Genomic DNA, 26,188 nt, shown 5'->3' with positions numbered 1-26,188 from the left:
GGCATTTTGTGCCCCGTGTTATACAAATGTAGCAAAAAAAGGTTTTGACCCTGAAAAGATGAACATTCTGCATAGCGCGATTTGCGCAACAGGAATATATTGAAACGTTACTCGACAAACGATGCATAAGGTTTTCTATGACACAACAGCCACAAGCCAAATACCGCCACGACTACCGTGCGCCGGATTACCTGATTAGCGAAATCGATCTGACTTTTGACCTGGATGCCACTAAAACCGTTGTCACGGCGGTGAGCCAGGTGACGCGCCATAGCGCAACTGCGGTGCCGCTGCGTCTGGATGGTGAAGACCTGACGCTGGTCTCCCTGCATATTAATGATGAAGCCTGGTCAGACTATAAAGAAGAAAACAACCAGCTGGTCATCGACAACCTGCCGGAACAGTTTACGCTGCGCATCGTGAATGAAATCAGCCCAGCCGCCAACACCGCGCTGGAAGGGCTTTACCAGTCGGGCGTGGCGCTGTGTACCCAGTGTGAAGCGGAAGGGTTCCGCCACATAACCTGGTATCTCGATCGTCCGGACGTCCTGGCGCGCTTCACCACCAAAATCATCGCCGATAAAACCCTGTATCCCTTCCTGCTCTCTAACGGTAACCGCGTAGGCGAAGGCGAGCTGGAGAATGGCCGTCACTGGGTGCAGTGGCAGGATCCCTTCCCGAAACCGTGCTACCTGTTTGCGCTGGTGGCGGGGGACTTCGACGTGCTGCGCGACACCTTCAAAACGCGCTCAGGCCGCGAGGTGGCGCTGGAGCTGTTTGTTGACCGCGGCAACCTTGACCGCGCGCCGTGGGCGATGACCTCACTCATCAACTCTATGAAGTGGGACGAGGAGCGCTTCGGCCTCGAATATGACCTCGACATCTATATGATCGTCGCCGTCGATTTCTTCAACATGGGCGCAATGGAGAACAAAGGCCTTAACGTCTTTAACTCCAAATACGTGCTGGCGCGTACCGATACCGCAACGGACAAAGACTACCTTGATATCGAACGCGTTATCGGCCACGAATATTTCCACAACTGGACTGGTAACCGCGTCACCTGCCGCGACTGGTTCCAGCTGAGCCTGAAAGAGGGCCTGACCGTCTTCCGCGATCAGGAGTTCAGCTCCGATCTGGGTTCACGCGCGGTGAACCGCATCAACAACGTGCGTACCATGCGCGGCCTGCAGTTTGCGGAAGATGCCAGCCCAATGGCGCACCCGATCCGCCCGGATAAAGTCATCGAGATGAACAACTTCTACACCCTGACGGTGTACGAGAAGGGTGCTGAAATTATCCGCATGATCCACACCCTGCTGGGCGAGGAGAACTTCCAGAAAGGGATGCAGCTGTACTTCGAGCGTCATGACGGCAGCGCGGCCACCTGCGACGATTTTGTGCAGGCGATGGAGGATGCCTCTAATGTCGATCTCTCTCACTTCCGCCGCTGGTACAGCCAGGCCGGGACGCCGGTTGTCACCGTCAAAGACGATTACAATCCGGAAACCGAGCAGTACACCCTGACCATCAGCCAGCGCACGCCGCCGACGGCGGAGCAGGAAGAGAAATATCCGCTGCATATTCCGTTCAGCATTGAGCTGTACGATAACGAAGGCAAAGTCATCCCGCTCCAGAAGGGCGGTCACCCGGTACATCACGTGCTGAACGTGACCCAGGCCGAGCAGACCTTTATCTTCGATAACGTCTACTTCCAGCCGGTGCCTGCGCTGCTGTGCGAATTCTCCGCGCCGGTGAAGCTGGAATACAAGTGGAGCGATCAGCAGCTGACGTTCCTGATGCGTCACGCGCGTAACGACTTCTCCCGCTGGGACGCGGCGCAAAGCCTGCTGGCGACCTACATTAAGCTCAACGTAAACCGTCATCAGCAGGGCCAGCCGCTGTCGCTGCCTGTTCATGTGGCTGACGCGTTCCGCGCGATCCTGCTGGATGAGAAGATTGACCCGGCCCTGGCCGCTGAAATTCTGACCCTGCCGTCAGCGACTGAAATCGCCGAGCTGTTTGACATCATCGACCCGATTGCCATTGTGGCGGTGCGTGAAGCGCTGACCCGTACGCTGGCTGCTGAGCTGGCCGATGAGTTCCTGGCTATCTATAACGCCAACAAGCTTGACGCTTATCGCGTTGAGCACGCGGACATTGGTAAACGTTCTCTGCGCAATACCTGCCTGCGCTATCTGGCGTTTGGTGAAACCGAGCTGGCGAACACTCTGGTGAGCAAGCAGTACCACGAAGCGGATAACATGACCGACGCCCTGGCGGCGCTGGGTGCAAGCGTTGCCGCTGAACTGCCGTGCCGTGATGCGTTAATGCAGGAGTACGACGACAAGTGGCATCAGGATGGCCTGGTGATGGACAAATGGTTCATCCTGCAGGCGACCAGCCCGGCGGCCGATGCGCTCATCAACGTGCGCAGCCTGCTGAAGCATCGCTCCTTTACCCTGAGCAACCCAAACCGCGTGCGCTCTCTGATTGGCGCGTTTGCCAGCAGCAACCCGGCCGCGTTCCACGCCGAAGACGGCAGCGGGTATCAGTTCATGGTGGAAATGCTGACCGAGCTGAACAGCCGTAACCCGCAGGTGGCGTCGCGCCTGATTGAGCCGCTGATCCGTCTGAAACGCTACGATGCGAAGCGTCAGGCGAAGATGCGTGCCGCGCTTGAGCAGCTGAAAGGGCTGGAGAACCTGTCTGGCGATCTGTACGAGAAGATTGCTAAGGCACTGGCCTGATTTAAAAATGCCGGTGGGCAGGTAAAAGAAAAACGGCAACCTCGGTTGCCGTTTTTAGTGTTTTCTCCCCGTGGGAGAGGGCCGGGGTGAGGGCATCAGGCATTAGCCTTGGCTCGCTGTAACTCGGTCCCCCCGCGCTTCATCACCCGATCCAATACCTCAGCTTCCAGCTCTGCCAGCCTTGCTGAGCCCACGCGGCGAGGGCGCGGAAGATCCACCGTCAGATCCAGACCTATTTTCCCGTCCTCAATTAGCAGCACCCGATCAGCCATCGCGACGGCCTCGCTCACGTCATGTGTCACCAGCAGTACCGTAAAGCCGTGCGCCTGCCACAGGGATCCAATCAAATCCTGCATTTCGATCCGCGTCAGGGCGTCGAGCGCGCCGAGCGGTTCATCAAGTAACAGCAGGCCCGGACGGTGAATCAACGCCCGCGCCAGCGCCACGCGCTGCTTCTGCCCACCCGAGAGGGCGGCAGGCCATTCACCCGCACGATTTTCCAGCCCAACGGCGGCCAGCGCCTGGCGGGCTTCATCCCGCCAGCTGCCCTTAAGCCCGAGCCCGACATTGTCGATAACCGTTTTCCACGGCAGCAGGCGTGCATCCTGAAACATCATGCGGGTATCGTCCTGAATATTCGCAAGTGGCGTCGTTCCTGCCAGAATGTCACCGCCGTTGGGGGATTCCAGTCCGGCCAGAAGCCGTAGCAGGGTACTCTTGCCGCCGCCGCTGCGCCCGACAACGGCCACAAATTGTCCGGCGGGAATATGCAGATCCAGCCCGTTAAGAATGGTGTTTTCGCCGTAGCGTTTGGTCACGCCGTTCAGCAGTAACGGCGTTCCCTGGTTCAGTCGTGCAGTATTCATGCTTTCGCCTCCTGAAGGGTATAGGCCGGGTTCCAGCGCAGCCAGCTGCGCTCCAGCCACTGGGCGCTGACGTCGGCGAGCTTGCCGAGCAGGGCATACAGAATGATGGCAACCACCACCACGTCCGTTTGCAGGAATTCGCGGGCGTTCATCGCCAGGTAACCAATGCCTGAGTTGGCCGAGATGGTCTCCGCCACAATCAGCGTCAGCCACATCAGGCCGAGCGCAAAACGCACCCCGACCATAATGGAGGGCAGGGCGCCCGGCAGAATCACGTGAATAAAGAGAGAAAAACCCGATAAGCCATAGCTGCGCGCCATCTCCACCAGACCGCGATCGATGTTGCGGATGCCGTGCCAGGTGTTGATGTAAATCGGGAACAGCGTGCCCAGCGCCACGAGGAAGATCTTGGCGCTCTCATCAATGCCAAACCACAGGATAACCAGCGGGATCAGCGCCAGATGCGGTACGTTACGCAGCATCTGAATGGAGGTATCCAGCAGCCGCTCGCCCCAACGGGAAAGGCCGCTGATCAGGCCCAGAACCAGACCGATGCTGCCGCCGATGGAAAACCCAATCACGGCGCGCCAGGAGCTGATCGCCAGATGCTGCCACAGCTCTCCGCTGACGCTCAGCGACCAGAACGCCTCAACGACGCCCTCCGGAGAGGGCAGAATGCGGCTCGACAGCCAGCCGGTGGACGACGCGAGCTGCCAGAGAGCCACAATGCCGACGGGTAAAAACCACGGCGCGGCGCGCAGCAGCCATTTTTGGGAGGTGGCAGACATGGTCGCTCCTTAGCTCTGCGCGGCTTTGCGGGGAATAAACTCGTTCGCCACGGCTTCGCCCTGAAGCTGAAGCCGCTGCGGCTGCGGAATCTCCGGGATGGCGACATCCAGATGCGGGAATAACAGCTCGCCCACCTTGTACGCCTCTTCCAGATGCGGATAACCGGAGAGAATAAAGCTGTCGATACCCAGGTCTGCGTATTCATTAATCCGGGCGGCTACGGTCGGTCCGTCGCCGACCAGCGCCGTGCCCGCACCGCCGCGCACCAGGCCAACGCCCGCCCACAGGTTCGGGCTGATCTCCAGGTTCTCGCGCTTGCCGTTGTGCAGGGACGCCATTCGGTGCTGTCCGACGGAGTCGGTTTTCGCAAACGCGGCCTGCGCCTTTGCGATGGTCTCATCGTCCAGGTGGGAGATCAGGCGGTCGGCGGCCTGCCAGGCTTCTTCATTGGTTTCACGCACGATCACGTGCAGGCGAATGCCGAAGCGCACCTTGCGCCCATGGGCGGCCGCTTTAGCGCGCACCTGGGCAATTTTTTCTTTCACCAGCTCAGGCGGTTCGCCCCAGGTCAGATAGAGATCGACCTGCTCTGCCGCCAGATCCTGGGCCACATCCGACGATCCGCCAAAATAGAGCGGCGGTCGAGGCTGCTGCACCGGCGGGAAGTAGAGCTTCGCGTCACGAACGTGAATATGCTTGCCTTCAAAGGTGACGGTTTCACCTTCCAGCAGACGTCGCCAGACGCGGGTGAACTCGGCGGAGGCTTCGTAGCGCTCGGTATGGTCGAGGAACACCCCATCGCCCGCCAGCTCCTGCGGATCGCTGCCCGTCACCAGGTTAAACAGGGCGCGACCGTTGGACAGCCTGTCCAGCGTTGCCGCCTGACGCGCCGCCACGGTGGGGGAGACCACGCTCGGGCGTAACGCAACCAGGAACTTCAGACGCTGGGTGACCGGGATCATCGATGCGGCGACCAGCCAGGCATCTTCACATGAACGTCCGGTCGGGATCAGCACCCCGGTGAAACCGATTCGGTCCGCCGCCTGCGCAATCTGCTGCAGGTAGCCGTGGTCAACCGGGCGCGAGCCCTCTTCTGTACCAAGATAGTGTCCATCACCGTGGGTGGGTAAAAACCAGAAAAGATTCAGACTCATGATTTAGCTCCTTCTTTGCCTGCGGGCTGCCAGATGCGTTCGCGAATAGTGACCTGTTTTGGCACCAGGTGGTTTTGATAGAAAAGGTCAGCCGTTTGTTGCTGAAGCGCGGCGACGTGCGCGTCCACGGGCGTAATGGTGGTCGGCGGACGGTGGTTGAGATAGCTCGCGATCACCGGCTCAGGTAAGCCCATGGTTTTCGCCAGCAGGGCAATGCTCTCCTGACGCTGGGTCTGGGTCAGCGCATCGGCCTGGGTAAAGGTATCCAGTACGCCCTGAATAAATGCGCCGTTCTTTTCCGCATAAGGACGTGAGGCCAGATAGAACGAGCCGGTCTGCTTCAGCGTGGTGCCGTCTTTCAGCACGCGAACGCCGCCCTGCAGCAATGCAGCGGAGTAGTACGGATCCCAGATGGCCCAGGCATCAACGTTCTTCTGCTGGAACGCGGCGCGGGCGTCGGCAGGCGTCAGATAAACAGGCTGAATGTCAGTGAACTTGAGCCCGGCTTCTTGCAGGGCGCGCAGCAGCAGGTTGTGTGAGCTGGAGCCTTTCTGGAAAGCCACTTTATGCCCTTTGAGGTCGGCGACGCTTTTAATGTCGCTGTTTTCAGGCACCAGAATCACTTCGGCCTTCGGTTTGGGCGGCTCAACGCCAACATAGACGAGGTCCGCTCCCGCCGCCTGGGCGAATATCGGCGGAATATCACCCGTGCTGCCGAGATCGATACTGCCGACGTTCAGGGCCTCCAGCATCTGCGGGCCAGCCGGGAATTCCACCCAGGAGAATTTGGTGTCCGGGAAGCGTTTTTCCAGAAGCTGGTGGCTTTTCGCCAGCACCATGCTGACGCTGCCTTTCTGATAGCCAATGCGCAAACTTTCCGGAGCCGCTTCTGCGGCATGGGCCAGCGAGGTAAGCGCCATCAGACCTGCCAGGCCGATGCGGGTTAACGTTTTAAACATGTGCGACTCCTTGAGGCTGACCAAACGCCGGGGCCTGGATATCCCGGCGGTGCAGGGCATGCCAGAAGGTTTCCAGGGCAGTATCGAGGCGGGTTTGCAGGTTCGGCGTAAAATGAGGTTTATGTTGGTAATCGATAACCTGGGAGTCATCTGCGAAAACGCCGTGGAGGATCTCCTGCGCTTTCAGCGCGTTCAGCACCGGTTTCAGGGCATAATCCACGGCCAGTAAATGGGCAACCGTACCGCCCGTTGCCAGCGGCAGCACGACTTTGCCGTCGAGGGCGCGTTCCGGAAGCAGATCGAGCAGGGTTTTCAGCGCCCCGGAAAAAGAGGCTTTATAAATAGGTGTTGCCACAATTAAGCCGTCAGCGCCGTTAAGCTGCTCGATGAGCGTTTTCAGCGCTGGGCTGTCGAAGCGGGCGTAGAGCAGATCTTCAGGTTCGAAGTTATGCAGGTTCCAGTGGCACACTTCCACATCCAGGGCATTGAGTTTTTCGCGGGCATATTCCAGCAGGGCGCTGGAGCGCGAAGGGAATCGTGGACTTCCGGCCAGGGTAATGACGCGCATACTTCCTCCTTATAACCAATTGTTTGCTTTTATCTAACATTCATAACAATTTTCAGGAGTGTGACACCGCGCGGTTATTCCACTAAATGATTTATCTGCAATTAAAATGCGAAAAAGTGCATAAGAAATAGACGGGAAGGTAAACGATTGCGTTTTGCGCTGATTTTTTGCCGCAGGTCAATTCCCTTTCGCGCGTGGATCGCCCATAATCCCCTCCCGGTTTGCACACCGGGAATCCAGGAGAGTTCATGTACTACCCCTTCGTTCGTAAAGCCCTTTTCCAGCTCGACCCTGAGCGCGCTCATGAATTTACATTCCAGCAATTACGTCGTATCACCGGAACGCCGCTGGCCGCTCTGGTGCGTCAGAATGTGCCGGAAAAACCTGTGCAGTGCATGGGTCTGACCTTTAAAAATCCGCTGGGTCTGGCGGCCGGTCTGGACAAAAATGGCGAGTGCATTGATGCCCTGGGCGCGATGGGCTTTGGCTCCATTGAAATCGGCACCGTCACGCCGCGCCCGCAGCCGGGAAATGACAAGCCGCGCCTGTTCCGCCTGGTTGAAGCCGAAGGGCTCATCAACCGCATGGGCTTTAATAACCTCGGTGTTGATCACCTGGTTGAGAACGTAAAAAAAGCCCATTTTGACGGAATATTAGGCATCAATATCGGTAAAAATAAAGACACGCCGGTAGAGCAGGGTAAAGATGACTATCTGATTTGTATGGAAAAAGTCTACGCCTATGCCGGTTATATCGCGGTGAATATTTCTTCACCCAATACTCCGGGTCTGCGTTCCTTACAATATGGCGAAGCGCTGGACGATCTTCTGAGTGCCATTAAAAATAAACAAAATGAACTCCAGACGATCCACCATAAATATGTTCCGGTCGCGGTTAAGATCGCCCCGGATCTTTCTCCCGAAGAATTGATCCAGGTTGCCGACAGTTTGGTTCGCCATAATATTGATGGTGTTATTGCGACCAATACCACTCTCGATCGTTCCCTCGTGCAGGGAATGAAAAACTGTGACGAAGCGGGTGGGTTAAGTGGACGTCCGGTGCAATTAAAAAGCACCGAAATTATTCGCGCCCTGTCTGCGGAATTAAAAGGACGTCTGCCGATTATTGGCGTCGGCGGCATTGACTCAGTGATTGCTGCACGCGAGAAGATGGCGGCAGGTGCGTCACTGGTGCAAATCTATTCCGGCTTTATTTTTAAAGGACCGCCGCTGATTAAAGAAATCGTTACTCATATCTAATCTTTTCTCTTAATCAGACAACCAGGGCTTTATTTCCAGCCCTGGTTGTTTTATATTCCGTCACTGTTGCTTATTTAGTCATTATAGTCTTTTATTAATGGTGTTATAAACGAGGCGGCAAACAGGACATTTTTAGTACAGGACGTTTGGGGACGGGAGAAACACATGCGAATTAAACCTGACGATAACTGGCGCTGGTATTTTTGCGACGAGCATGACCGAATGATGCTCGATTTAGCCAATGGCATGTTGTTTCGCTCTCGTTTTGCCCGCCGAATGTTAACCCCGGATGCATTTTCCCCGTCGGGCTTTTGCGTTGACGATGCGGCGCTTTATTTCTCCTTTGAAGAAAAATGCCGGGATCTGGTGCTCTCTAAAGAGCAGCGTGCCGAGCTGGTATTAAATGCGCTGGTGGCTATCCGCTTCCTGAAACCGCAAATGCCAAAAAGCTGGCATTTTCTTGCGCACGGTATGAGCTGGACTCCGGCAACGGGTGACGCGGCCAGCGTCAATCTGAGCGATACCGCAGAAGAGGTGAGCCTGCTGGTGGTTGAGCCTGGCGAAAATGCTGCACTCTGCCTGCTGGCGCAGCCCGGCGTAACCATTGCCGGGCGGACGATGCAGCTTGGCGATGCCATTAAAGTGATGAACGACAGGCTGAAGCCGCAGCTGCGCGTAGATTCCTTCAGCCTTGAACAGGCGGTTTAAGCTTCCAGCTGTACGGACGTTTTCGGTATGCAGCTACAGCACAGAATTGTGCCGTCATTTCCAATTGCCGATTTTTTCAGCGCACTAACCTCTCCATCCACCAGCCTGATGCGGCAGCATCCGCAAATGCCTGCGCGACAGGAATAGGGTACGCGAATACCTGCCTGCTCCAGTTGCTCAAGTAATACCTGCTGGTTGTTGCCACGGATGACGTTGCCCTGCCAGTGAATATCTACCGCAGAAGCGGCATTCGTCACAACGTCGACCACTTCTTCTTCCTGACCTGAGCCGTACGCTTTTGCAGGCCCTCGGGCAAGAATTTCTACCTCATCACCGACGCGGATTGCGCCGCTGGAGCGCGGGATCAGGTTCTGGCCGAAATCCACATCGCCGTTATCCTGCGCGGTGCGGAACGACTGCAGCGTCTTCAGCGGTTCACCGGAAGGGTGCTTCTGGCCTTTCTCAGGGCTCACCGTGGTGAAAATGCAGCGGCTGCAGGGTTTTACGACATCAAAGATGACGCTGCCGATGCGGATCACTTTCCAGGTGTCTTCTTCCCAGGCGTCGGCGCCCGTGACCACCAGGTTCGGACGGAACTGTTCCATCTGAACGCTCGCTTTGCAGCGGCCTTGTAAATCACGCAGCGAGGCTTCGTTAGTCAGCAGGAACGGGAAACCATCGGCGAAGGAGAGGGGAACTGCGTCATGGCGCTTCACGCGACGCGTCAGTTCCGGACCAACCCAGCGCAGCTGCACGTCGCGGGAGAAGAAACCGCTCAGCCAGCGGTTAATCTCATCCGGGGCGATGCGCGCGGTAAAATGATTACCCCATACTTCCGTTGGCGCGTCGACAGCCGCAAAATCAGCAAAGCGAATCACCGCGCTGGAACCGTCCGGCGCGGTAAGGTGCAAACCGTCATGAAGCGGGGAAGGGGTAAAGCGAACCATCTGCGGGAACTGGCGTGCGGTAATGAACGTGCCGTCAGGCTCGGTGACCATAAAAATACGGTCGAAGGCGAATCCGCTCATGTCGGCCAGCGCGTGAGAGACGCCGATGCCGCGCATGGATTTCACCGGATGTATAAAAAGCCTGGATAACGTCGCCACTGCACACTCCCACAAATGAAAATAAGCCTTCAACTTTATGACATACACGCCATATTAGCTATAATGCGCGACAATTTTCTAAGAGTAAAAGTGACGATATGAATTCTCTGTTTGCCAGTACGGCCCGTGGGCTGGAAGAGCTGTTAAAAACTGAACTGGAAAGCCTGGGCGCGCAAGAGTGCCAGGTGGTTCAGGGTGGTGTCCATTTTGAGGGCGACACGCGGCTTATTTACCAGAGCCTGATGTGGAGCCGTCTGGCGTCGCGCATCATGCTGCCGATGAAGGAGTGCAAGGTCTATAGCGACCTGGACCTCTATACCGGCGTACAGATGATCGACTGGACAGAGATCTTCACGCCCAATGCTACCTTTGCGGTGCATTTCAACGGCGTGAACGACGAGATCCGCAACAGCCAGTACGGTGCCCTGCGCGTCAAAGACGCCATTGTGGACTGCTTCACGCGTAAAAATAAGGAACGTCCGAACGTCGATCGCGAAAATCCGGATCTGCGTATTAACGTCTGGCTCAACGGTGACACGGCGAGTATTTCTCTCGATCTGAGCGGCGCGGGCCTGCACCTGCGCGGCTACCGCGATCGTACCGGTATGGCGCCAATTAAAGAAACCCTGGCTGCCGCTATTGTGATGCGCTCCGGCTGGCAGCCGGGCACGCCGCTGCTCGATCCGATGTGTGGTTCCGGTACGTTGCTGATTGAAGCGGCCATGCTGGCAACCGACCGCGCGCCGGGCCTGCATCGCGGTCACTGGGGCTTTAAAGGCTGGGCGCAGCACGACGAAGCGCTCTGGAAAGAGGTCAAAGACGACGCGCAAACCCGCGCGCGTAAAGGTCTGGCGGAGTACACCTCCCACTTCTACGGTTCGGACAGCGACCCGCGCGTGATCGAACGCGCGCGCAGCAACGCCCGTCGCGCCGGTATCGGCGAACTGGTCACCTTCGAGGTGAAAGACGTGGCGAATCTGACCAACCCGCTGCCAAAAGGCCCGTACGGTACCGTGATCAGCAACCCGCCATACGGCGAGCGTCTGGACAGCGAGCCGGCGCTGATTGCCCTGCACAGCCTGCTGGGCCGCAATATGAAGGACTACTTCGGCGGCTGGAACCTGTCGCTGTTTAGCGCCTCGCCGGAGCTGCTGAGCTGCCTGCAGCTGCGTGCCGATCGCCAGTTTAAGGCGAAAAACGGCCCGCTGGACTGCGTGCAGAAAAACTACCATCTGGCGGAGAAAGCGGCGGACAGCAAGCCATCCGGCGTGGCGGAAGATTACGCCAACCGCCTGCGCAAGAACCTGAAAAAATATGAGAAGTGGGCGAAGCAGGAAGGAATTGAATGCTATCGCCTGTACGACGCCGACCTGCCGGAGTACAACGTGGCGGTTGACCGCTACGCGGACTGGGTGGTGATTCAGGAATATGCGCCGCCGAAAACCATTGATGCGCAAAAAGCGCGTCAGCGCATGCTGGACGTTATCGCGGCCACCATCGCCGTCCTCGGCATTGCGCCAAACAAGCTGGTGCTTAAAACCCGCGAGCGTCAGAAAGGGAAAAATCAGTATCAGAAGATGGGCGAGAAGGGTGACTTCATCGAAGTGGGCGAATACAACGCTCGCCTGTGGGTGAACCTGACCGACTATCTGGATACCGGCCTGTTCCTCGACCACCGTATCGCCCGTCGCATGCTGGGCCAGATGAGCAAGGGGAAAGATTTCCTCAACCTGTTCTCCTATACCGGCAGCGCGAGCGTGCATGCGGGTCTGGGCGGCGCGCGGAGCACCACCACGGTGGATATGTCCCGCACCTATCTGGAGTGGGCGGAGCGTAACCTGCGTCTTAACGGGCTGACCGGACGTCAGCATCGTCTGATGCAGGCTGACGTGCTGGGCTGGCTGCGTGATACCGACGAGCAGTTCGACCTGATCTTTATCGATCCGCCGACCTTCTCCAACTCCAAGCGCATGGAAGATAGCTTTGACGTTCAACGCGATCACCTGCGCCTGATGACCGACCTGAAGCGCCTGCTGCGCAAGGGCGGCACCATTATGTTCTCGAACAACAAACGCGGCTTCCGTATGGATCATGACGGCTTAGCAGCCCTGGGACTGAAAGCACAAGAAATCAGCCAAAAAACGCTGTCTCAGGACTTTGCCCGCAACCGTCAAATTCATAACTGCTGGTTGATTACCGCGGTCTGAAAGGAAAAATAAATGTCTTTAATTAGTATGCACGGCGCGTGGCTCTCTTTCAGCGACTCGCCGCTTCTCGATAATGCAGAGCTGCATATCGAAGATAACGAGCGCGTCTGTCTGGTGGGCCGTAACGGCGCGGGTAAATCCACGCTGATGAAAATCCTCAACCGCGAACAGGGGCTGGATGACGGCCGCATCGTTTACGAGCAGGATCTGATCGTCTCCCGCCTCCAGCAGGACCCGCCGCGTCACGTGACCGGCAGCGTTTACGATTTCGTGGCGGAAGGCATTTCTGAGCAGGCCGAATACCTGAAGCGCTATCACGAGATTTCGCATCTGGTGATGACCGACCCGAGCGACAAGAACCTCAACGAACTGGCGAAAGTGCAGGAGATGCTCGATCACCACGGTCTGTGGCAGCTTGAAAACCGTATTAACGAGGTTCTGGCCCAGCTTGGTCTGGAAGCGGACATGGAGCTGTCGGCGCTCTCCGGCGGCTGGTTGCGTAAAGCGGCCCTGGGCCGCGCGCTGGTCAGCGGGCCGAAGGTGCTGCTGCTGGACGAACCGACGAACCACCTGGATATCGAAGCGATTGACTGGCTGGAAGGCTTCCTGAAAACCTTCAGCGGCACCATCATCTTTATCTCGCACGACCGTTCGTTTATTCGCAACATGGCGACGCGTATTGTCGATCTCGACCGCGGCAAGCTGGTCACCTATCCTGGCGATTACGACACCTATCTGCTGGAGAAAGAAGAAAACCTGCGCGTGGAAGAGCTGCAGAATGCGGAGTTCGACCGCAAGCTGGCGCAGGAAGAGGTGTGGATCCGCCAGGGCATCAAGGCCCGCCGTACCCGTAACGAAGGCCGCGTGCGCGCTCTGAAGGCAATGCGCCGTGAGCGCAGCGAACGCCGTGAAGTGATGGGCAGCGCCAAAATGCAGGTGGAAGAAGCGTCCCGTTCCGGCAAGATTGTCTTCGAAATGGAAAACGTCAACTATCAGGTTGATGGCAAAGTGTTGGTGAAAGATTTCTCCGCCCAGGTGCAGCGCGGCGACAAAATTGCGCTTATCGGCCCGAACGGCTGCGGAAAAACCACGCTGCTGAAGCTGATGCTGGGCCAGCTGCAGGCCGACAGCGGCCGCATTCACTGTGGGACTAAGCTGGAAGTGGCCTACTTCGACCAGCACCGCGCGGAGCTGGATCCGGACCGCACGGTGATGGATAACCTCGCCGAAGGCAAGCAAGAGGTAATGGTAAACGGCAAACCGCGCCACGTGCTGGGTTATCTGCAGGACTTCCTGTTCCATCCGAAACGTGCGATGACCCCTGTTCGTGCGTTATCTGGCGGAGAGCGTAATCGTCTGCTGCTGGCGCGTCTGTTCCTGAAACCAAGTAACCTGTTGATTCTCGATGAACCAACGAACGACCTGGATGTCGAAACGCTGGAATTGCTCGAAGAACTGATTGACGGTTATCAGGGGACCGTGATGCTGGTTAGCCACGATCGTCAGTTCGTGGATAACACCGTAACCGAGTGCTGGATCTTCGAAGGTGAAGGGCGAATTGGACAATACGTAGGCGGTTATCACGATGCAAAAGGACAGCAATCGCAGTCTATGGCGCAGAAACAGTCAAAGTCCAAAATAAGTTCAGAACCTGCTGTAACAAAAGCAGAAACTGTCAAGAAAACCTCGGCTAAACTAAGCTATAACCTGCAGCGCGAACTGGAGGGGCTACCGCAGCGTCTTGAAGAGCTGGAGGCCGCGCTTGAGGATCTGCAAAAACAGGTTGCTGATGCGTCATTCTTTACCCAATCGCATGACTATACTCAGAAAGTACTGGCTGAACTGTCCGCGGCTGAAAAAGCCCTGGAAGAAGCATTTGAGCGCTGGGAGTACCTTGAGTCTCTGAAAAACGGCGCATAAACAGGGATAACATATGTGTGACCAGCACCATGCCGACAGGCATATTTTATGCTCGCAATGCGATATGCTCGTGGCGTTGCCAGAGCTTGGTCACGGACATAAAGCCCTGTGTCCACGTTGCGGCGCAACGTTGACAACCGAGTGGGACGCGCCGCGGCAGCGTCCCACTGCTTACGCTCTGGCAGCATTGTTTATGCTGCTGCTCTCCAACCTCTTCCCCTTCATCTATATGAAGGTGGGGGGGATAACCAGCCAGGTGGATTTGCTTGAAATTCCGGGCGTCATGTTCTCGGAAGATTACGCCAGCCTCGGCACCTTTTTTCTGCTGTTTGTCCAGATAGTCCCGGCTTTTTGCCTGGTCGTTATCCTTTTGCTGGTCAACCGCGTCAGGATGCCCTCATCATTGAAAATCCGGCTCGCGCGTATCCTTTTTCAGCTTAAAAGCTGGGGGATGGCCGAGATCTTTCTGGCGGGCATTCTGGTCAGTTTCGTGAAGCTCATGGCGTACGGCGATGTGGGAATCGGCAGCAGCTTTATTCCGTGGTGCCTGTACTGCGTCCTGCAGCTGCGTGCCTTCCAGTGCGTGGACAGGCGCTGGGCGTGGGATGATATCGCCCCGGCACCGACGCTTGCGCAGACGGTAAAAGTCGGTGTGCCCGGCATTCGTCAGGGGCTGCGTTCCTGCCCATGCTGCACCGCCGTGCTGCCCGCCGATCTTGACGTTTGTCCGCGCTGCGAAACGAAAGGTCACGTACGCCGTAAAAATAGCCTTCAGTGGACGATGGCCCTGCTGGTCACCTCCATCATGCTGTATCTGCCTGCCAATATTCTACCGATCATGATCACCGATTTGCTTGGCGATAAAATGCCCTCGACGATCCTTGCCGGGGTGATCCTGCTGTGGGGCGAAGGTTCCTATCCTGTCGCCGGCGTGATCTTTATCGCCAGTATTATGGTGCCAACCTTAAAAATGATCGCCATCGCCTGGCTCTGTTGGGATGCGAAGGGTCATGGAAAACGCGACAGCGAACGCATGCACCTGATTTATGAAGTGGTCGAGTTTGTCGGACGCTGGTCAATGATTGACGTGTTTGTCATCGCCGTTCTCTCTGCACTGGTGCGGATGGGCGGTTTGATGAGTATTTATCCCGCGATGGGGGCTTTAATGTTTGCACTGGTCGTGATTATGACCATGTTTGCGGCCATGACCTTCGACCCTCGTTTATCGTGGGATCGTGAGCCTGAATCAAGCCATGAGGAAGAGTAAGAGCATGGAAAATAAGAGTGGAGAGGCGAAAGTGCAGAAGGTCAAGAACTGGTCGCCGGTGTGGATTTTCCCCATCGTGACCGCGCTGATCGGCGCATGGATCCTGTTTTATCATTACAGCCATCAGGGACCGGAAGTCACGCTGATAACCACCAATGCCGAGGGGATTGAGGGCGGTAAAACGACCATCAAAAGCCGTAGTGTGGACGTGGGCGTGGTCGAAAGCGCAACCCTGACCGACGATTTAACCCATGTGGAAATTAAGGCGCGCCTTAATGCCGGCATGGAAAAACTGCTGCATGGCGATTCCGTTTTCTGGGTGGTTAAACCGCAGGTGGGGCGCGAAGGGATCAGCGGCTTAGGGACGCTGCTCTCGGGTGCCTACATTGAGCTGCAGCCGGGTGCTAAGGGTAACCAGCCAGCCCAATACCAGCTTCTGGATTCACCGCCGCTTGCACCGCCTGATGCCAAGGGCATCCGCGTGATTCTCGACAGCAAAAAAGCGGGTCAGCTCACGGCGGGCGACCCGGTTCTGTTCCGCGGCTACCGCGTCGGGTCGGTTGAGAAAAGCACGTTTGATCCACAGAAACGCGCGATCAGCTATCAGCTCTTCATTAATGCGCCAAACGATCGCCTGGTCACCAGCAACGTCCGCTTCTGGAAAGACAGCGGGATCGCGGTGGATCTGACCTCGGCAGGTATGCGCGTTGAAATGGGGTCGCTGACCACGCTGTTTGGTGGCGGTGTGAGTTTTGACGTGCCGGAAGGGCTGGATTTAGGGCAGCCGGTCGCAGAGAACACCGCTTTCCGTCTCTTTGACGATCAAAAAAGCATTCAGGATGCGCTCTATACCGATCACGTTGATTTCCTGATGTTCTTTAAAGACTCCGTTCGCGGCCTGCAGCCGGGGGCGCCTGTTGAGTTCCGCGGCATTCGTCTTGGTACGGTTGGGCAAGTGCCGTTCTTTGTCCCGGGCCTTCAGCAGGTGCTGGATGATGATTACCGCATTCCAGTACTGATCCGCATCGAGCCGGAGCGTCTGCTTAATCAGATTGGTGAAAATCAGGATATCGCGACTCATATCACCCAGCTGATGGAACGTGGTCTGCGCGGGTCGCTGAAAACCGGCAACCTGGTAACCGGTGCGCTGTATGTGGATATGGACTTCTACCCGAAAGCTCCGCCGATTACCGGTATTCGTGAATTTGGTGGCTACAAGATCATCCCAACGGTGAGCAGCGGTCTTGCTCAGATCCAGCAGCGTCTGATGGAAACGCTGGATAAGATCAACAATCTGCCACTGAATCCGATGATTGAAGCGGCGACGAACTCGCTGAGCGAAAGCCAGGCAACGATGCGTCGCCTGCAAACCACGCTGGATAACATCAACAAGATCACGGCGAGCCAGAGCATGCAGCAGCTGCCGCAGGATATGCAGAAAACGCTACGTGAGCTGAACCGCAGTATGCAGGGCTTCCAGCCGGGTTCAGCGGCGTACAACAAGATGGTGGCAGATATGCAGCGTCTTGATCAGGTCTTACGTGAACTGCAGCCGGTGCTGAAAACGCTCAACGAGAAGAGCAATGCGCTGGTGTTCGAAGCGAAAGATAAAAAGGATCCTGAGCCGAAGAGGGCAAAAGAATGAAAAAGTGGCTATTGATGGTTGGCGCTCTGCTGTTAACGGCGTGTAGTTCAGAGGTAGATAATAAAAGCTACTATCAGCTGCCTGTGTCTACCCACAGCAGTGGACAAAGCACGGCCAGCCAGGGAAACCGCCAGCTGTGGGTTGAGCAGGTTGCCGTGCCGGATTATCTGGCAGGAAACGGCGTGGTCTATCAGACCAGCGACGTTAAATACGTGATTGCGACGAACAACCTGTGGGCCAGCCCGCTGGATCAGCAGCTGCGTAACACGCTGGTGGCCAATCTGGGCAGTCAGCTTCCGGGCTGGGTTGTCGCGTCGCAGCCGCTGGGTAACGACCAGGATACGCTTAACGTCACGGTAACGGGCTTCCACGGCCGTTATGACGGTGCGGTGGTGATCAGCGGGGAGTGGTTGCTGAACCATCAGGGGCAGCTGATTAAGCGTCCTTTCCATCTGGAGCTGAAGCAGCAGAAAGATGGCTATGACGAAATGGTGAAAGTCCTGGCTCAGGGTTGGGCACAGGAGTCGGCCAGCATCGCGAGAGAAATTTCCCGTCTGCCATAAGTAAAATTCATCATCAAAAACCGCAGTTGGCCTGTCGCTGATTGCGGTTTTTTTTCGTTTTCACTTCAGATTGTTACTTGTGCCACGTCACAATTTTTGTACAAATGAACTTCCGGCTAGCTCACAAATATGACACCCGTATGAATTTTGAACATTGACGATGCGACTAATTCGGGGTATTCGTTATCTGTGCCTGTGCATTGAGTGCAGACACTGTTTTCTTTCCACCAGACAAAAGAATGAGGGAAACGAGGCATGAAGAGACAGAAACGAGATCGCCTGGAACGGGCTCATCAACGTGGTTATCAGGCCGGCATCGCTGGACGTTCTAAAGAAATGTGTCCTTATCAGACGATAAATCAAAGGTCACAATGGCTTGGAGGCTGGCGAGAAGCCATCGGCGACAGGGCACTCATAGCCTGATAACGTCTCTTTCAAAAAAGAAACCTCCGCAATGCGGAGGTTTCGCCTTTCTGGAGGTGCGAAAAGCACGATCAGAACGCGGAAGTGTCCTGGAACAGGCCAACTTTCAGGTCGCTTGCGCTATAGATCAGACGACCGTCGACCAGCACTTCGCCATCTGCCAGGCCCATAATCAGGCGGCGGTTAACGATGCGCTTGAAGTGAATACGATAGGTCACTTTCTTCGCTGTGGGCAGAACCTGGCCAGTGAATTTTACTTCGCCCACGCCCAGCGCGCGGCCTTTACCTTCGCCGCCCAGCCAGCCCAGATAGAAGCCAACCAGCTGCCACATGGCATCCAGGCCCAGACAGCCAGGCATTACCGGATCGCCAATAAAGTGGCAACCGAAGAACCACAGGTCCGGGTTGATATCGAGTTCTGCTTCTACGTAACCCTTATCGAAGTTGCCGCCGGTTTCGGTCATTTTCACGACACGGTCCATCATCAGCATGTTCGGGGCCGGCAACTGTGGGCCTTTAGCGCCAAACAGTTCACCGCGACCAGAGGCAAGAAGATCTTCTTTTGTATAGGATTCGCGTTTATCTACCATGTTCTCAGTAAGCCTTATTTTAGTGAAGGACGCAGGATAGCTAACACGTGTACGCTGAACAAGTCCGATCAGTTCGAACTAAACCAGCCCAGCCAGCGTAACGGCCATGGATAACGATGACGAGCATCCTGCTGCGTCGCCTGAGCAATGCGCTCCTGGATAGTCTGCATCAGGGTGGTTTGCCCTTCGCCATCCCAAACCAGATTTGTCAGTAAGGGTAGCGCATCCTCAATCCCTTCGATGGCCCAGATGGTGAATTGCTCTTGCTCAACCGCATCCAGAATATCCTGACTAAGGCTCAAATGGCGTGCGTTGGGAGCAGGAATAATCACACCCTGTTTGCCGTTTAAACCGCGCTGCTGACAGATAGAGAAGAAGCCTTCAATTTTTTCGTTGAGGCCTCCCACTGGCTGTGCACGACCGAACTGGTCCACCGAACCGGTGATCGCGATGTTCTGATTGATGGGCACTTCCGCCAGGGCGCTGATTAAGGCGCACAGCTCGGCCATAGAGGCGCTATCGCCATCCACTTCGCTGTAGGACTGCTCAAACGTCAGCGAGGCGGAGAAGGGGATCTGTTGCTCAAGCTGCAGCTCTGACATCAAAAACGCCTGCATGATCATCATGCCTTTCGCGTGAATGTTGCCGCCCAGCTCGGCTTTTCGTTCAATATCGGTGAACTCGCCATCGCCAATGTGCACAACGCAGCTGATACGGGACGGTTCCCCGAATGCTCGCGGATGGCCAGGAAATTCAATCACCGACAGGGCGTTGATCTGCCCGACGCGTTCGCCTTCGGTTTCCACCAGAATTTGTTCCAGCAGAATTTCATCCTGCATACGGTCGGCAAGATAGCCTTCTCGCCACTCACGCTGAGCCAGCATCTGAGTGAGCTGTTCTCCGCTGAACGCCCCGTTACCGCTAATCACACCCACTTCACGCAGCTGTTTGCCGATCCAGAGCGGGCAAAGCGGCAGCGTTTCCTGGTCACCGGTGTAGCGTACTGCTTCGCGGATTAAGCCCGGCCACGCGTCAGCCGCAGGGGTTGGCAGCGCAAAACGCTCAGCAACGGCCATCACCCACTGGCACCACTGCGCCATATCGTCGGCGTCAGCAATCTGGATGTTGTCTTCGTATTCGCTATACACCGCCTGCTCAGCCAGTTCCGGCTCCATTTCCTGGAAGTCCGCCAGCGATTCACGGTCGCCAGTCAGCACGACGGTCAGAGACAGCGGCATAGACGGAACGGAGACAGGAAGAGGACGAGACTCATCGTAGCCGACCCAGTCAAAGCGCTGTTGGGTCACAATGGTTTTCAGGCGCATCCACAGCAGCGGCTGCGAGAGCAGGGTGCGCAGTGAGATGATGAGCACGCCGCCGTTTGCGCGATGCACCAGCCCCGGCTGCAGGGAAAGCTCGCCGTTAAACTGGCGCAGACAACCAAAGAATTGTTCCGCCTCGACCCAGTTAGCGGTAATCACTTCGCCTTTAACGGCAAAACGGCCATCGGCCTGCGCCGCCGGTTCGAAAGTGACATCATGTCCTGCAATACGATACTGGCCGCCAAAAACTGCGTTCACTTCCGGCTTCAGCTGGCGCACGGCATCTCCGAGCAGCGTCAGGTATTCCGCTTCTTCCGGGGCCTTGAGCAGCATGAAGGGCGCTGTTGCCCATGGGCTTAACACCTGCTCCAGCGCATAATGCAAACGAGGCTGCGTATCGCTAAGGATGAATTCGTGTTCTTTTGCGAGTTCGGGCTGTGCAAACAGTTCCTGGTAACTTTCGGTATCCGGAACAAGGTCACGCCATGCAAGTTTCGTAATGGTCAAAGTTGATGTTTTTTAGTCAGATGTAAAAGCGTGGAGTATACCGTAAGCGGGGGGCTGTACCCAAGCAGGATTGGGGATTTCGACAGGGCGATTGGCTGCATTCACTCACAGGATATGATTTCTTTTCAGCAGATTGCTAAAAAACTGATATTCTGAACAGAGTTACGTGGTAACACTGAGATCGCAATGAAATATCAACAACTGGAAAATCTCGAAAGCGGCTGGAAATGGAAGTACCTGGTCAAAAAGCACCGTGAAGGGGAGCTGATCACCTGCTACGTCGAAGCCAGCGCTGCGCAAGAAGCCGTGGATATTTTGCTGACCCTCGAAAATGAACCGGTACAGGTTAACGGCTGGATTGAGAAACACATCAATCCTGCGCTGTTAAACCGGATGAAGCAAACTATCCGCGCGCGACGCAAACGGCATTTTAATGCTGAGCATCAGCACACTCGCAAAAAATCAATCGACCTGGAGTTCGTGGTCTGGCAACGCCTGGCTGGGCTGGCACAACGACGGGGCAAAACGCTGTCGGAAACCATCGTGCAGCTGATTGAGGATGCCGAACATAAAGAGAAGTACGCCAACCAGATGTCGACGCTGAAGAACGACCTTCAGGCTCTGTTGGGTAAAAAGTAGATTTTTCTTTTCTGCAGATAATAAAAAACCCCGCATGGCGGGGTTTTTTTATAAGACGATAACTTATGCCGCAGGCTGAGTTACAACGTCTTTGATGCCTTTAACTTCGATCTCTACGCGACGATCTGGAGCCAGGCAGTCGATCAGTGCAGCGCGAGCTTTCACGTTGTCACAGGTGTTGCCAGTAACTGGGTTAGATTCGCCCATACCACGTGGGGAAATCTTGTTAGCTGGGATACCTTTAGAGATCAGGTAATCAACAACAGACTGAGCACGTTTCTCAGACAGTTTCTGGTTGTAAGCGTCAGAACCGATACGGTCGGTGAAGCCCAGAACCACTACTGAACCGTCTTTAGGATCCAGGTTGCTCAGCTGGGTGTACAGCTGATCCAGTGCCTGCTGGCCTTCTGGTTTCAGAGTCGCTTTGTTGAAGTTGAACAGAACGTCAGACTTCAGAGTGAAGTGCTTGGTCTGTACTTCTGGAGCTGGAGCCGGCGCTGGAGCAACAACTGGAGCTGCTTCTTCCTGCTGGCCGAAACGGTAGGAAACACCTACGCTCAGCATGCCGTTGTCTGGACGAACACCAACGGTGTTGCCGTCGCCGATGTTGTTAACCCACTGGTATTCCAGACGGGTAGCGATGTCACGGGTCATAGCCCACTCAACGCCACCAGCGAATACTGGGGAAACACCGGTGTCATGGTTGTCACCAGAGATGTTGTTGCTGGAATCTGCGCGCCATACCATGCCGCCCAGACGGGTGTACACGTCCAGATCGTCAGTGATTGGGTAGCCCAGTTTAGCGGTCAGCTGAACGCCCTGTGCTTTGAAAGCGCCGTTGATGGTGTCGCCTTTGTATGGCATACGACCTAACCAGTCGTAACCCATTTCAAAACCAACATACGGGTTAACCTGATAGCCACCGAACGCACCTGCACCAAGCTGGCTCTCGTGAGTTGGGCCATCATTGTTCAGGCTGCTGTTGTACCAGCCGGTGTCGTGGAACTGAGACCAGCCCAGTTTACCACCTGCATACCAGGTATTATCTTTCGGAGCGGCCTGCGCTACGGTAGCGAAGCCAGCCAGTGCCACTGCAATCGCGATAGCTGTCTTTTTCATTTTTTGCGCCTCGTTATCATCCAAAATTCGCCATGAAAGTCTCAGGAGAGAATCACGGTTAAATCCTTCACCGGGGGGCGTGGTCAAATATAAATCTACCGATATCTTCGGCTTAGGCCGAGCACCCCTGGCGATGTAAAGTCTACAACGTAGCTGAAAACTTACAAGTGTGAAGTCCGTCAGGCATATGAAAAAAAAAGTTCCGTATACCGATTATTTAACATTTTTTGAACGAATTTTGTGCAATAAAATTAAGGAGAACCGCACCAGACAAGCCTTGCCGCAATTTTCAGGCCGGGAACTTTAATGCCATCTTGTGGTCAAAAAAAATTCCAGGAAAAATCTTAATTTCACTCAATGATACAAATTTGAGTGAATTTTTAGCCCAGAAAGTTGTCCTCTGCGGTAAGAATCCGATCGAACCGGACGCATAATGAATCCGATCGCACTCCCTTCTTCGGCTGCTTCCGTCAGACGGAAATGTTCCTCTTCCGTCAATTCTTCCGGTAACCATCCAATCACCACGCTGTAATTTCCGGTGCGTAACGCGCGGATCATCGACTCAACGGTATCGCACGGCGGGAGCTGATTAATTTGCATGACCTTAGTAAGCGGAAGGCCTGCGGACTGCACCCACTCACGGCTCAGTTTTTGCTGAGGCGTGAGCCAAAGCTGCCAGCGCGATTGCTGACCAAGCTGTTGTAATAACGGCAACAACAGAAGTTGTGTCAACAGGGGCTGGTCTTCACGATAAACCACTTCACTGATTAGCCCCGTGGAAACACGCTCGACGGAATTCTGCGCGACATTGCCTGCGGTAGAAGAGAGAGAGGTTGAGCGATTTGCATAGCCTGAAGTGTGCATATTCATTCCAGCCCTGTAGTTACTGTATGGATATACAGTAACCCCTGTATGCATAAAGATCAACCTCATTTTCGGAAAGCGACTCGCAAAATTCATTCAATGTTGATGTCCCTCGAAAAATCATCTTGCTCATCGGCAATAAGTTGCCTATTTTCCTGCTAACGGATCCGCTAGTAAGAAATTTCGTTGTTACTTTATGATTTTGAAGGGAAATATCATGAAAAAGATATCTTATGAACGGATTTATAAATCCCAGGAATACCTTTCCCCGTTGGGCGAGATTCATCATCGCGCGCTGTTTGGAGGCTATACCCTGGCGGTGGATGATGCGGTTTTTGCCATGGTGTCAGACGGAGAGCTTTATCTCCGCGCCTGTGAGGAGAGTGCGAAATACTGTGTAAAACATGCCTCCTCTTTTTTGACGTTGATGAAGCGAGGCCGCCCGGTGCTGCTTAACTATTATCGTGTGGATGACGGATTATGGCAGGACAGGGAGCGGTTGCTTCAGCTCTCCTCGTTTGCGCTCAGTGCGGCAAGAAAAGAGCGCTATCAGCGTCATCAGCGAAACCGACTCAAGGATCTGCCAAACCTGACCTTTCAGCTTGAAGTCTTGCTCTTTGAAGCTGGCATCACCAATGAGGAAACGCTGCGGGCGCTGGGTGCCAGAGCGAGCTGGCTAAAGATGCGGGCAAAAAACAAAGCGCTCAGTATTAAAGTTCTCTTCGCGCTGGAAGGGGCTATCGAGGGGCTGCATGAGGCGGCACTCCCGGCAGGCATTCGCCGGGAGTTGATGGAGTGGTTTAATGCGCTGCCTGACCCACAGGAGAATCACTCCTCCAGGTAGCGATTTGCTGTTGCAGCCGGCAAATTTCAGGCAGCAGAGCGATAAGCAGGCCTATCTGCTGAAGCACCAGCGGCGCTTTGCTGTCGTTTCCTGGGTCAAGATGCGCAATGCGTTGAGCCAGTTCATCCAGCGCCTGTTGAACGCGGGGCTCATCGGCCGGTCGGTGATGAAGCGCGTCATCGACATAGCAGACGGCGTCATCGAGCAGGTTGAGAATGCCCGGGTTGGTGAGTTTCTCGCGGTGGGCACCGAGCGTCGAAATATAGCTGGTGAACGTATGGTTCAGGCAGAGCAGGCGGAACGCAGTCTCACGAATCTCCGCCGTGGCGCGAGGCTCCGTTGACATGTTAGAGACAACGGAGGCCAGTTCTGCGTCACTGTTATGCGCATCGCGACGGGCTATCCGGTAAGCCAGTCGGTTATCGCGCCCCTGGTGGTACTGCTCCAGGATAGCGTCAAGGTATCGACAGTTGGCGTTCATCGCCCTGTCCACCACGCGCGGCAAATTGCGGAAACGCCAGTCCGGCCAGATAAAGCTGACCGCGGCCCAGGCAATCGCGCAGCCAATCAGGGTATCGATCACGCGGGGCAGGGCGACTTCAAACCCTTCACCCAGCAGGTTAAAGCAGAGCAGCACCAGCAGCGTGATGAACATGGTGGCATGGGCGTACTGCACGTTGCGAAACGCGAAGAACAACACGCCGGTGATCACGATCAGGATTAATTGACCTTCAACGGAGGGTACGAAATAGAGCACCGGAAGACCGATCGCGACGCCAACAAGCGTGCCGATGATACGCAGCGCAAGACGGTGTCGGGTGGCGTTATAGTTCGGCTGGCAGACGAACAGGCTGGTCAGCAGGATCCAGTAGCCGTGGTGCAGCCCGGTTATCTGGATAAAGGCATAACCCACGCACAGCACCAGCGACATTCTCACCGCGTGGCGAAAGAGAGCCGACTCCGGCGTAAAGTTGCGGCTCAGGCGTAGCCACATATCGCTAACGCTGTGCACGCTGTCATCAGCAAGCTGATTTTCCACCTCACTGCCCGGCAGTGCCATCGCCTGTTCGGACTCAATTGTCGCCAGCTGAGCATCAATCGCCCGCAGGTTGTTCAGCAGAAAGCCCAGCGCTTTGATGTGCTCCGGTGACGTTCCGCTGGCCTGAACGCGATCGAGCGCCGCATCAAGATGGCTGAATACGCGTTCAAAGCGGGGATCATGTTGATAGGGGGTACGCAGCAGAATGGAACGCGAGAGCTGCTGACACGCCTGGGACTGCATGGACAGCAGGCGCTGGAAGCGGAACATGACGTCGCTGTAGCGGAACTTCTCACGTAGGGCGGCGTACTGAACGTGCGATGAGCTGGCTCGTTCGTGAATATCCTGGGCGGCAAAATAGTAGTGTAAGGTCCTTCGCGTTCCGCGCTGACCGCGATCGCCGCGCAGACGGGTAAGCAGAGAGGCTTTTGTCTGGTTAAGAGTGGCGACCAGCTGGCCGTTTGCCAGCGCCAGATCGTAGAGCGGAGCCTGGCTTTCTTCCTCAATGTCCGGGTCGAACAGCCGGGATTTCAGTTCCAGGTAGTGGGCTAGCTGCTCAAAGCTGCGGGCAAGGTTATCCTGCAGCGGGCGAACCGGGAAGATCAGATGACCGGTTAGCGTCAGCAGGTTATACCAGATGGCGCCCAGCAGCAGGAGAACCGGCTGCTGGTACCACTGGTCGTACAGGGAAACGCCCAGCATGGTGTAGATAGCGATCAGCAATGCACCAAACGCGATGGTGGCATAGCGCTGCCCGAGGCCGCCCAGCAAAATAAACCCGCTGGTTGAAAGCGTAAGGCCCAGGGCAAACAGCCAGGGCCACGGGAAAAGCAGCTCAACGGACGCTGACGCAATGAAAAAGCAGACGAGCGTAATGACAAGGTTACGTAAGCGCCCGGCCAGACGATCGTCCAGGTCCGCCAGCGCCCCGGCCACCACCCCCAGCGTAAGCGGAATGGTGAGCTTGACATCATTCAGCCACCAGGGAAGGGCAACCGTGCCGCAAAGCGCGATAAATATCCTGACGTTGTATAGCCAGGTGCTGTTCCAGGTATAACGGCGAAGCAGTGGGCTTAGCAT

General features: G+C 55.8%; 22 protein-coding genes. 11 read left to right on the top strand and 11 right to left on the bottom strand.

The window, feature by feature from the left end:
• Positions 1-137: 137 nt before the first annotated feature.
• Complete coding sequence (pepN, locus tag ACZ6J2_RS09065; protein WP_471725485.1) at positions 138-2,750, top strand: aminopeptidase N; 2,613 nt, start codon at positions 138-140, stop codon at positions 2,748-2,750.
• A gap of 95 nt (positions 2,751-2,845) precedes the next feature.
• Here pepN and ssuB read toward each other — a convergent pair whose 3' ends face one another.
• From ssuB to ssuE, 5 genes are read right to left on the bottom strand one after another with little or no spacing between them, the layout of a single operon-like run.
• Positions 2,846-3,616 carry an aliphatic sulfonates ABC transporter ATP-binding protein gene (ssuB, locus tag ACZ6J2_RS09060; RefSeq protein WP_471725483.1) on the bottom strand — a complete coding sequence of 257 codons (771 nt, stop codon included), beginning with the start codon at positions 3,614-3,616 and terminating at the stop codon, positions 2,846-2,848.
• Entirely contained in the window at positions 3,613-4,404 is a 792-nt protein-coding gene (gene ssuC, locus ACZ6J2_RS09055) for an aliphatic sulfonate ABC transporter permease SsuC (RefSeq protein ID WP_023311016.1), read from the bottom strand. The genes ssuB and ssuC overlap by 4 nt, the downstream gene beginning before the upstream one ends.
• Positions 4,405-4,413: 9 nt before the next feature.
• Positions 4,414-5,559 carry an FMNH2-dependent alkanesulfonate monooxygenase gene (ssuD, locus tag ACZ6J2_RS09050; protein WP_029739512.1) on the bottom strand — a complete coding sequence of 382 codons (1,146 nt, stop codon included), beginning with the start codon at positions 5,557-5,559 and terminating at the stop codon, positions 4,414-4,416.
• Positions 5,556-6,518: a sulfonate ABC transporter substrate-binding protein gene (locus tag ACZ6J2_RS09045; protein ID WP_348558421.1), complete on the bottom strand. Its 963-nt coding sequence runs from the start codon at positions 6,516-6,518 to the stop codon at positions 5,556-5,558. The genes ssuD and ACZ6J2_RS09045 overlap by 4 nt, the downstream gene beginning before the upstream one ends.
• The gene (gene ssuE, locus ACZ6J2_RS09040) at positions 6,511-7,086 is read right to left on the bottom strand and encodes an NADPH-dependent FMN reductase (RefSeq protein WP_023335146.1); all 576 of its coding nucleotides are present in this window, start codon (positions 7,084-7,086) and stop codon (positions 6,511-6,513) included. The genes ACZ6J2_RS09045 and ssuE overlap by 8 nt, the downstream gene beginning before the upstream one ends.
• 248 nt (positions 7,087-7,334) lie before the next feature.
• On the opposite strand from ssuE, the gene pyrD reads away from it, so the two are divergent.
• Entirely contained in the window at positions 7,335-8,345 is a 1,011-nt protein-coding gene (gene pyrD / locus ACZ6J2_RS09035) for a quinone-dependent dihydroorotate dehydrogenase (protein WP_023311019.1), read from the top strand.
• Positions 8,346-8,510: 165 nt separating this feature from the next.
• On the top strand, positions 8,511-9,053 hold the full coding sequence (gene zapC / locus ACZ6J2_RS09030) for a cell division protein ZapC (RefSeq protein ID WP_023311020.1): 543 nt from the start codon (positions 8,511-8,513) through the stop codon (positions 9,051-9,053).
• Here the strand turns inward: zapC and ACZ6J2_RS09025 are convergent.
• Positions 9,050-10,159, bottom strand: a complete 1,110-nt coding sequence (locus ACZ6J2_RS09025) for a YcbX family protein (protein WP_471725481.1) — start codon at positions 10,157-10,159, stop codon at positions 9,050-9,052. The two genes, zapC and ACZ6J2_RS09025, sit on opposite strands and share 4 nt — an antisense overlap.
• A gap of 98 nt (positions 10,160-10,257) precedes the next feature.
• Here ACZ6J2_RS09025 and rlmKL point away from each other — a divergent pair, with 98 nt between their 5' ends.
• The 6 genes from rlmKL (at position 10,258) to rmf (ending at position 18,184) form a co-directional block, all read left to right on the top strand.
• Complete coding sequence (gene rlmKL / locus ACZ6J2_RS09020; RefSeq protein WP_126787253.1) at positions 10,258-12,366, top strand: bifunctional 23S rRNA (guanine(2069)-N(7))-methyltransferase RlmK/23S rRNA (guanine(2445)-N(2))-methyltransferase RlmL; 2,109 nt, start codon at positions 10,258-10,260, stop codon at positions 12,364-12,366.
• A gap of 12 nt (positions 12,367-12,378) precedes the next feature.
• Positions 12,379-14,286 (top strand): ABC transporter ATP-binding protein, encoded by a 1,908-nt coding sequence (locus ACZ6J2_RS09015; RefSeq protein ID WP_471725479.1) that lies wholly within the window; start codon positions 12,379-12,381, stop codon positions 14,284-14,286.
• A 13-nt stretch (positions 14,287-14,299) separates the two neighbouring features.
• Positions 14,300-15,553: a membrane integrity-associated transporter subunit PqiA gene (gene pqiA / locus ACZ6J2_RS09010; RefSeq protein ID WP_023311024.1), complete on the top strand. Its 1,254-nt coding sequence runs from the start codon at positions 14,300-14,302 to the stop codon at positions 15,551-15,553.
• A 4-nt stretch (positions 15,554-15,557) separates the two neighbouring features.
• On the top strand, positions 15,558-17,198 hold the full coding sequence (gene pqiB, locus ACZ6J2_RS09005; protein WP_008499933.1) for an intermembrane transport protein PqiB: 1,641 nt from the start codon (positions 15,558-15,560) through the stop codon (positions 17,196-17,198).
• The gene (pqiC, locus tag ACZ6J2_RS09000) at positions 17,195-17,761 is read left to right on the top strand and encodes a membrane integrity-associated transporter subunit PqiC (protein WP_471725478.1); all 567 of its coding nucleotides are present in this window, start codon (positions 17,195-17,197) and stop codon (positions 17,759-17,761) included. The genes pqiB and pqiC overlap by 4 nt, the downstream gene beginning before the upstream one ends.
• A gap of 255 nt (positions 17,762-18,016) precedes the next feature.
• Complete coding sequence (gene rmf / locus ACZ6J2_RS08995; protein WP_013097261.1) at positions 18,017-18,184, top strand: ribosome modulation factor; 168 nt, start codon at positions 18,017-18,019, stop codon at positions 18,182-18,184.
• A gap of 71 nt (positions 18,185-18,255) precedes the next feature.
• Here rmf and fabA read toward each other — a convergent pair whose 3' ends face one another.
• Positions 18,256-18,774 carry a 3-hydroxyacyl-[acyl-carrier-protein] dehydratase FabA gene (fabA, locus tag ACZ6J2_RS08990; protein WP_008499931.1) on the bottom strand — a complete coding sequence of 173 codons (519 nt, stop codon included), beginning with the start codon at positions 18,772-18,774 and terminating at the stop codon, positions 18,256-18,258.
• Between the two features lie 68 nt (positions 18,775-18,842).
• Positions 18,843-20,603, bottom strand: coding sequence for an AAA family ATPase (locus ACZ6J2_RS08985; protein ID WP_471725477.1), 1,761 nt, complete (start codon positions 20,601-20,603; stop codon positions 18,843-18,845).
• A 186-nt stretch (positions 20,604-20,789) separates the two neighbouring features.
• Between ACZ6J2_RS08985 and matP the strand changes: the two genes are divergently transcribed.
• The gene (gene matP, locus ACZ6J2_RS08980) at positions 20,790-21,242 is read left to right on the top strand and encodes a macrodomain Ter protein MatP (protein WP_032658161.1); all 453 of its coding nucleotides are present in this window, start codon (positions 20,790-20,792) and stop codon (positions 21,240-21,242) included.
• A 63-nt stretch (positions 21,243-21,305) separates the two neighbouring features.
• Here the strand turns inward: matP and ompA are convergent, their stop codons facing one another.
• Together ompA and sulA are read right to left on the bottom strand one after the other, a co-directional pair.
• Positions 21,306-22,361, bottom strand: coding sequence for a porin OmpA (ompA, locus tag ACZ6J2_RS08975; protein ID WP_023311028.1), 1,056 nt, complete (start codon positions 22,359-22,361; stop codon positions 21,306-21,308).
• A gap of 354 nt (positions 22,362-22,715) precedes the next feature.
• Positions 22,716-23,225: an SOS-induced cell division inhibitor SulA gene (sulA, locus tag ACZ6J2_RS08970; protein WP_038417560.1), complete on the bottom strand. Its 510-nt coding sequence runs from the start codon at positions 23,223-23,225 to the stop codon at positions 22,716-22,718.
• 217 nt (positions 23,226-23,442) lie between these two features.
• On the opposite strand from sulA, the gene ACZ6J2_RS08965 reads away from it, so the two are divergent.
• Positions 23,443-24,069 carry a TfoX/Sxy family DNA transformation protein gene (locus ACZ6J2_RS08965; RefSeq protein ID WP_471725476.1) on the top strand — a complete coding sequence of 209 codons (627 nt, stop codon included), beginning with the start codon at positions 23,443-23,445 and terminating at the stop codon, positions 24,067-24,069.
• On the opposite strand, the gene yccS is transcribed toward ACZ6J2_RS08965, so the two are convergent.
• Complete coding sequence (gene yccS / locus ACZ6J2_RS08960; RefSeq protein ID WP_471725474.1) at positions 24,026-26,188, bottom strand: YccS family putative transporter; 2,163 nt, start codon at positions 26,186-26,188, stop codon at positions 24,026-24,028. The two genes, ACZ6J2_RS08965 and yccS, sit on opposite strands and share 44 nt — an antisense overlap.

Source organism: Enterobacter sp. E14S (assembly GCF_055666685.1).
Note: the sequence above shows the minus strand (reverse complement) of the source record. Positions and strands in the feature narration are given on the sequence as shown.

Coding starts and splice junctions, on each gene's coding strand:
- pepN (WP_471725485.1), top strand. CDS start 138: ATGACACAACAGCCACAAGCCAAATACCGCCACGACTACCGTGCGCCG.
- ssuB (WP_471725483.1), bottom strand. CDS start 3,616: ATGAATACTGCACGACTGAACCAGGGAACGCCGTTACTGCTGAACGGC.
- ssuC (WP_023311016.1), bottom strand. CDS start 4,404: ATGTCTGCCACCTCCCAAAAATGGCTGCTGCGCGCCGCGCCGTGGTTT.
- ssuD (WP_029739512.1), bottom strand. CDS start 5,559: ATGAGTCTGAATCTTTTCTGGTTTTTACCCACCCACGGTGATGGACAC.
- ACZ6J2_RS09045 (WP_348558421.1), bottom strand. CDS start 6,518: ATGTTTAAAACGTTAACCCGCATCGGCCTGGCAGGTCTGATGGCGCTT.
- ssuE (WP_023335146.1), bottom strand. CDS start 7,086: ATGCGCGTCATTACCCTGGCCGGAAGTCCACGATTCCCTTCGCGCTCC.
- pyrD (WP_023311019.1), top strand. CDS start 7,335: ATGTACTACCCCTTCGTTCGTAAAGCCCTTTTCCAGCTCGACCCTGAG.
- zapC (WP_023311020.1), top strand. CDS start 8,511: ATGCGAATTAAACCTGACGATAACTGGCGCTGGTATTTTTGCGACGAG.
- rlmKL (WP_126787253.1), top strand. CDS start 10,258: ATGAATTCTCTGTTTGCCAGTACGGCCCGTGGGCTGGAAGAGCTGTTA.
- ACZ6J2_RS09015 (WP_471725479.1), top strand. CDS start 12,379: ATGTCTTTAATTAGTATGCACGGCGCGTGGCTCTCTTTCAGCGACTCG.
- pqiA (WP_023311024.1), top strand. CDS start 14,300: ATGTGTGACCAGCACCATGCCGACAGGCATATTTTATGCTCGCAATGC.
- pqiB (WP_008499933.1), top strand. CDS start 15,558: ATGGAAAATAAGAGTGGAGAGGCGAAAGTGCAGAAGGTCAAGAACTGG.
- pqiC (WP_471725478.1), top strand. CDS start 17,195: ATGAAAAAGTGGCTATTGATGGTTGGCGCTCTGCTGTTAACGGCGTGT.
- rmf (WP_013097261.1), top strand. CDS start 18,017: ATGAAGAGACAGAAACGAGATCGCCTGGAACGGGCTCATCAACGTGGT.
- fabA (WP_008499931.1), bottom strand. CDS start 18,774: ATGGTAGATAAACGCGAATCCTATACAAAAGAAGATCTTCTTGCCTCT.
- matP (WP_032658161.1), top strand. CDS start 20,790: ATGAAATATCAACAACTGGAAAATCTCGAAAGCGGCTGGAAATGGAAG.
- ompA (WP_023311028.1), bottom strand. CDS start 22,361: ATGAAAAAGACAGCTATCGCGATTGCAGTGGCACTGGCTGGCTTCGCT.
- sulA (WP_038417560.1), bottom strand. CDS start 23,225: ATGCACACTTCAGGCTATGCAAATCGCTCAACCTCTCTCTCTTCTACC.
- ACZ6J2_RS08965 (WP_471725476.1), top strand. CDS start 23,443: ATGAAAAAGATATCTTATGAACGGATTTATAAATCCCAGGAATACCTT.
- yccS (WP_471725474.1), bottom strand. CDS start 26,188: ATGCTAAGCCCACTGCTTCGCCGTTATACCTGGAACAGCACCTGGCTA.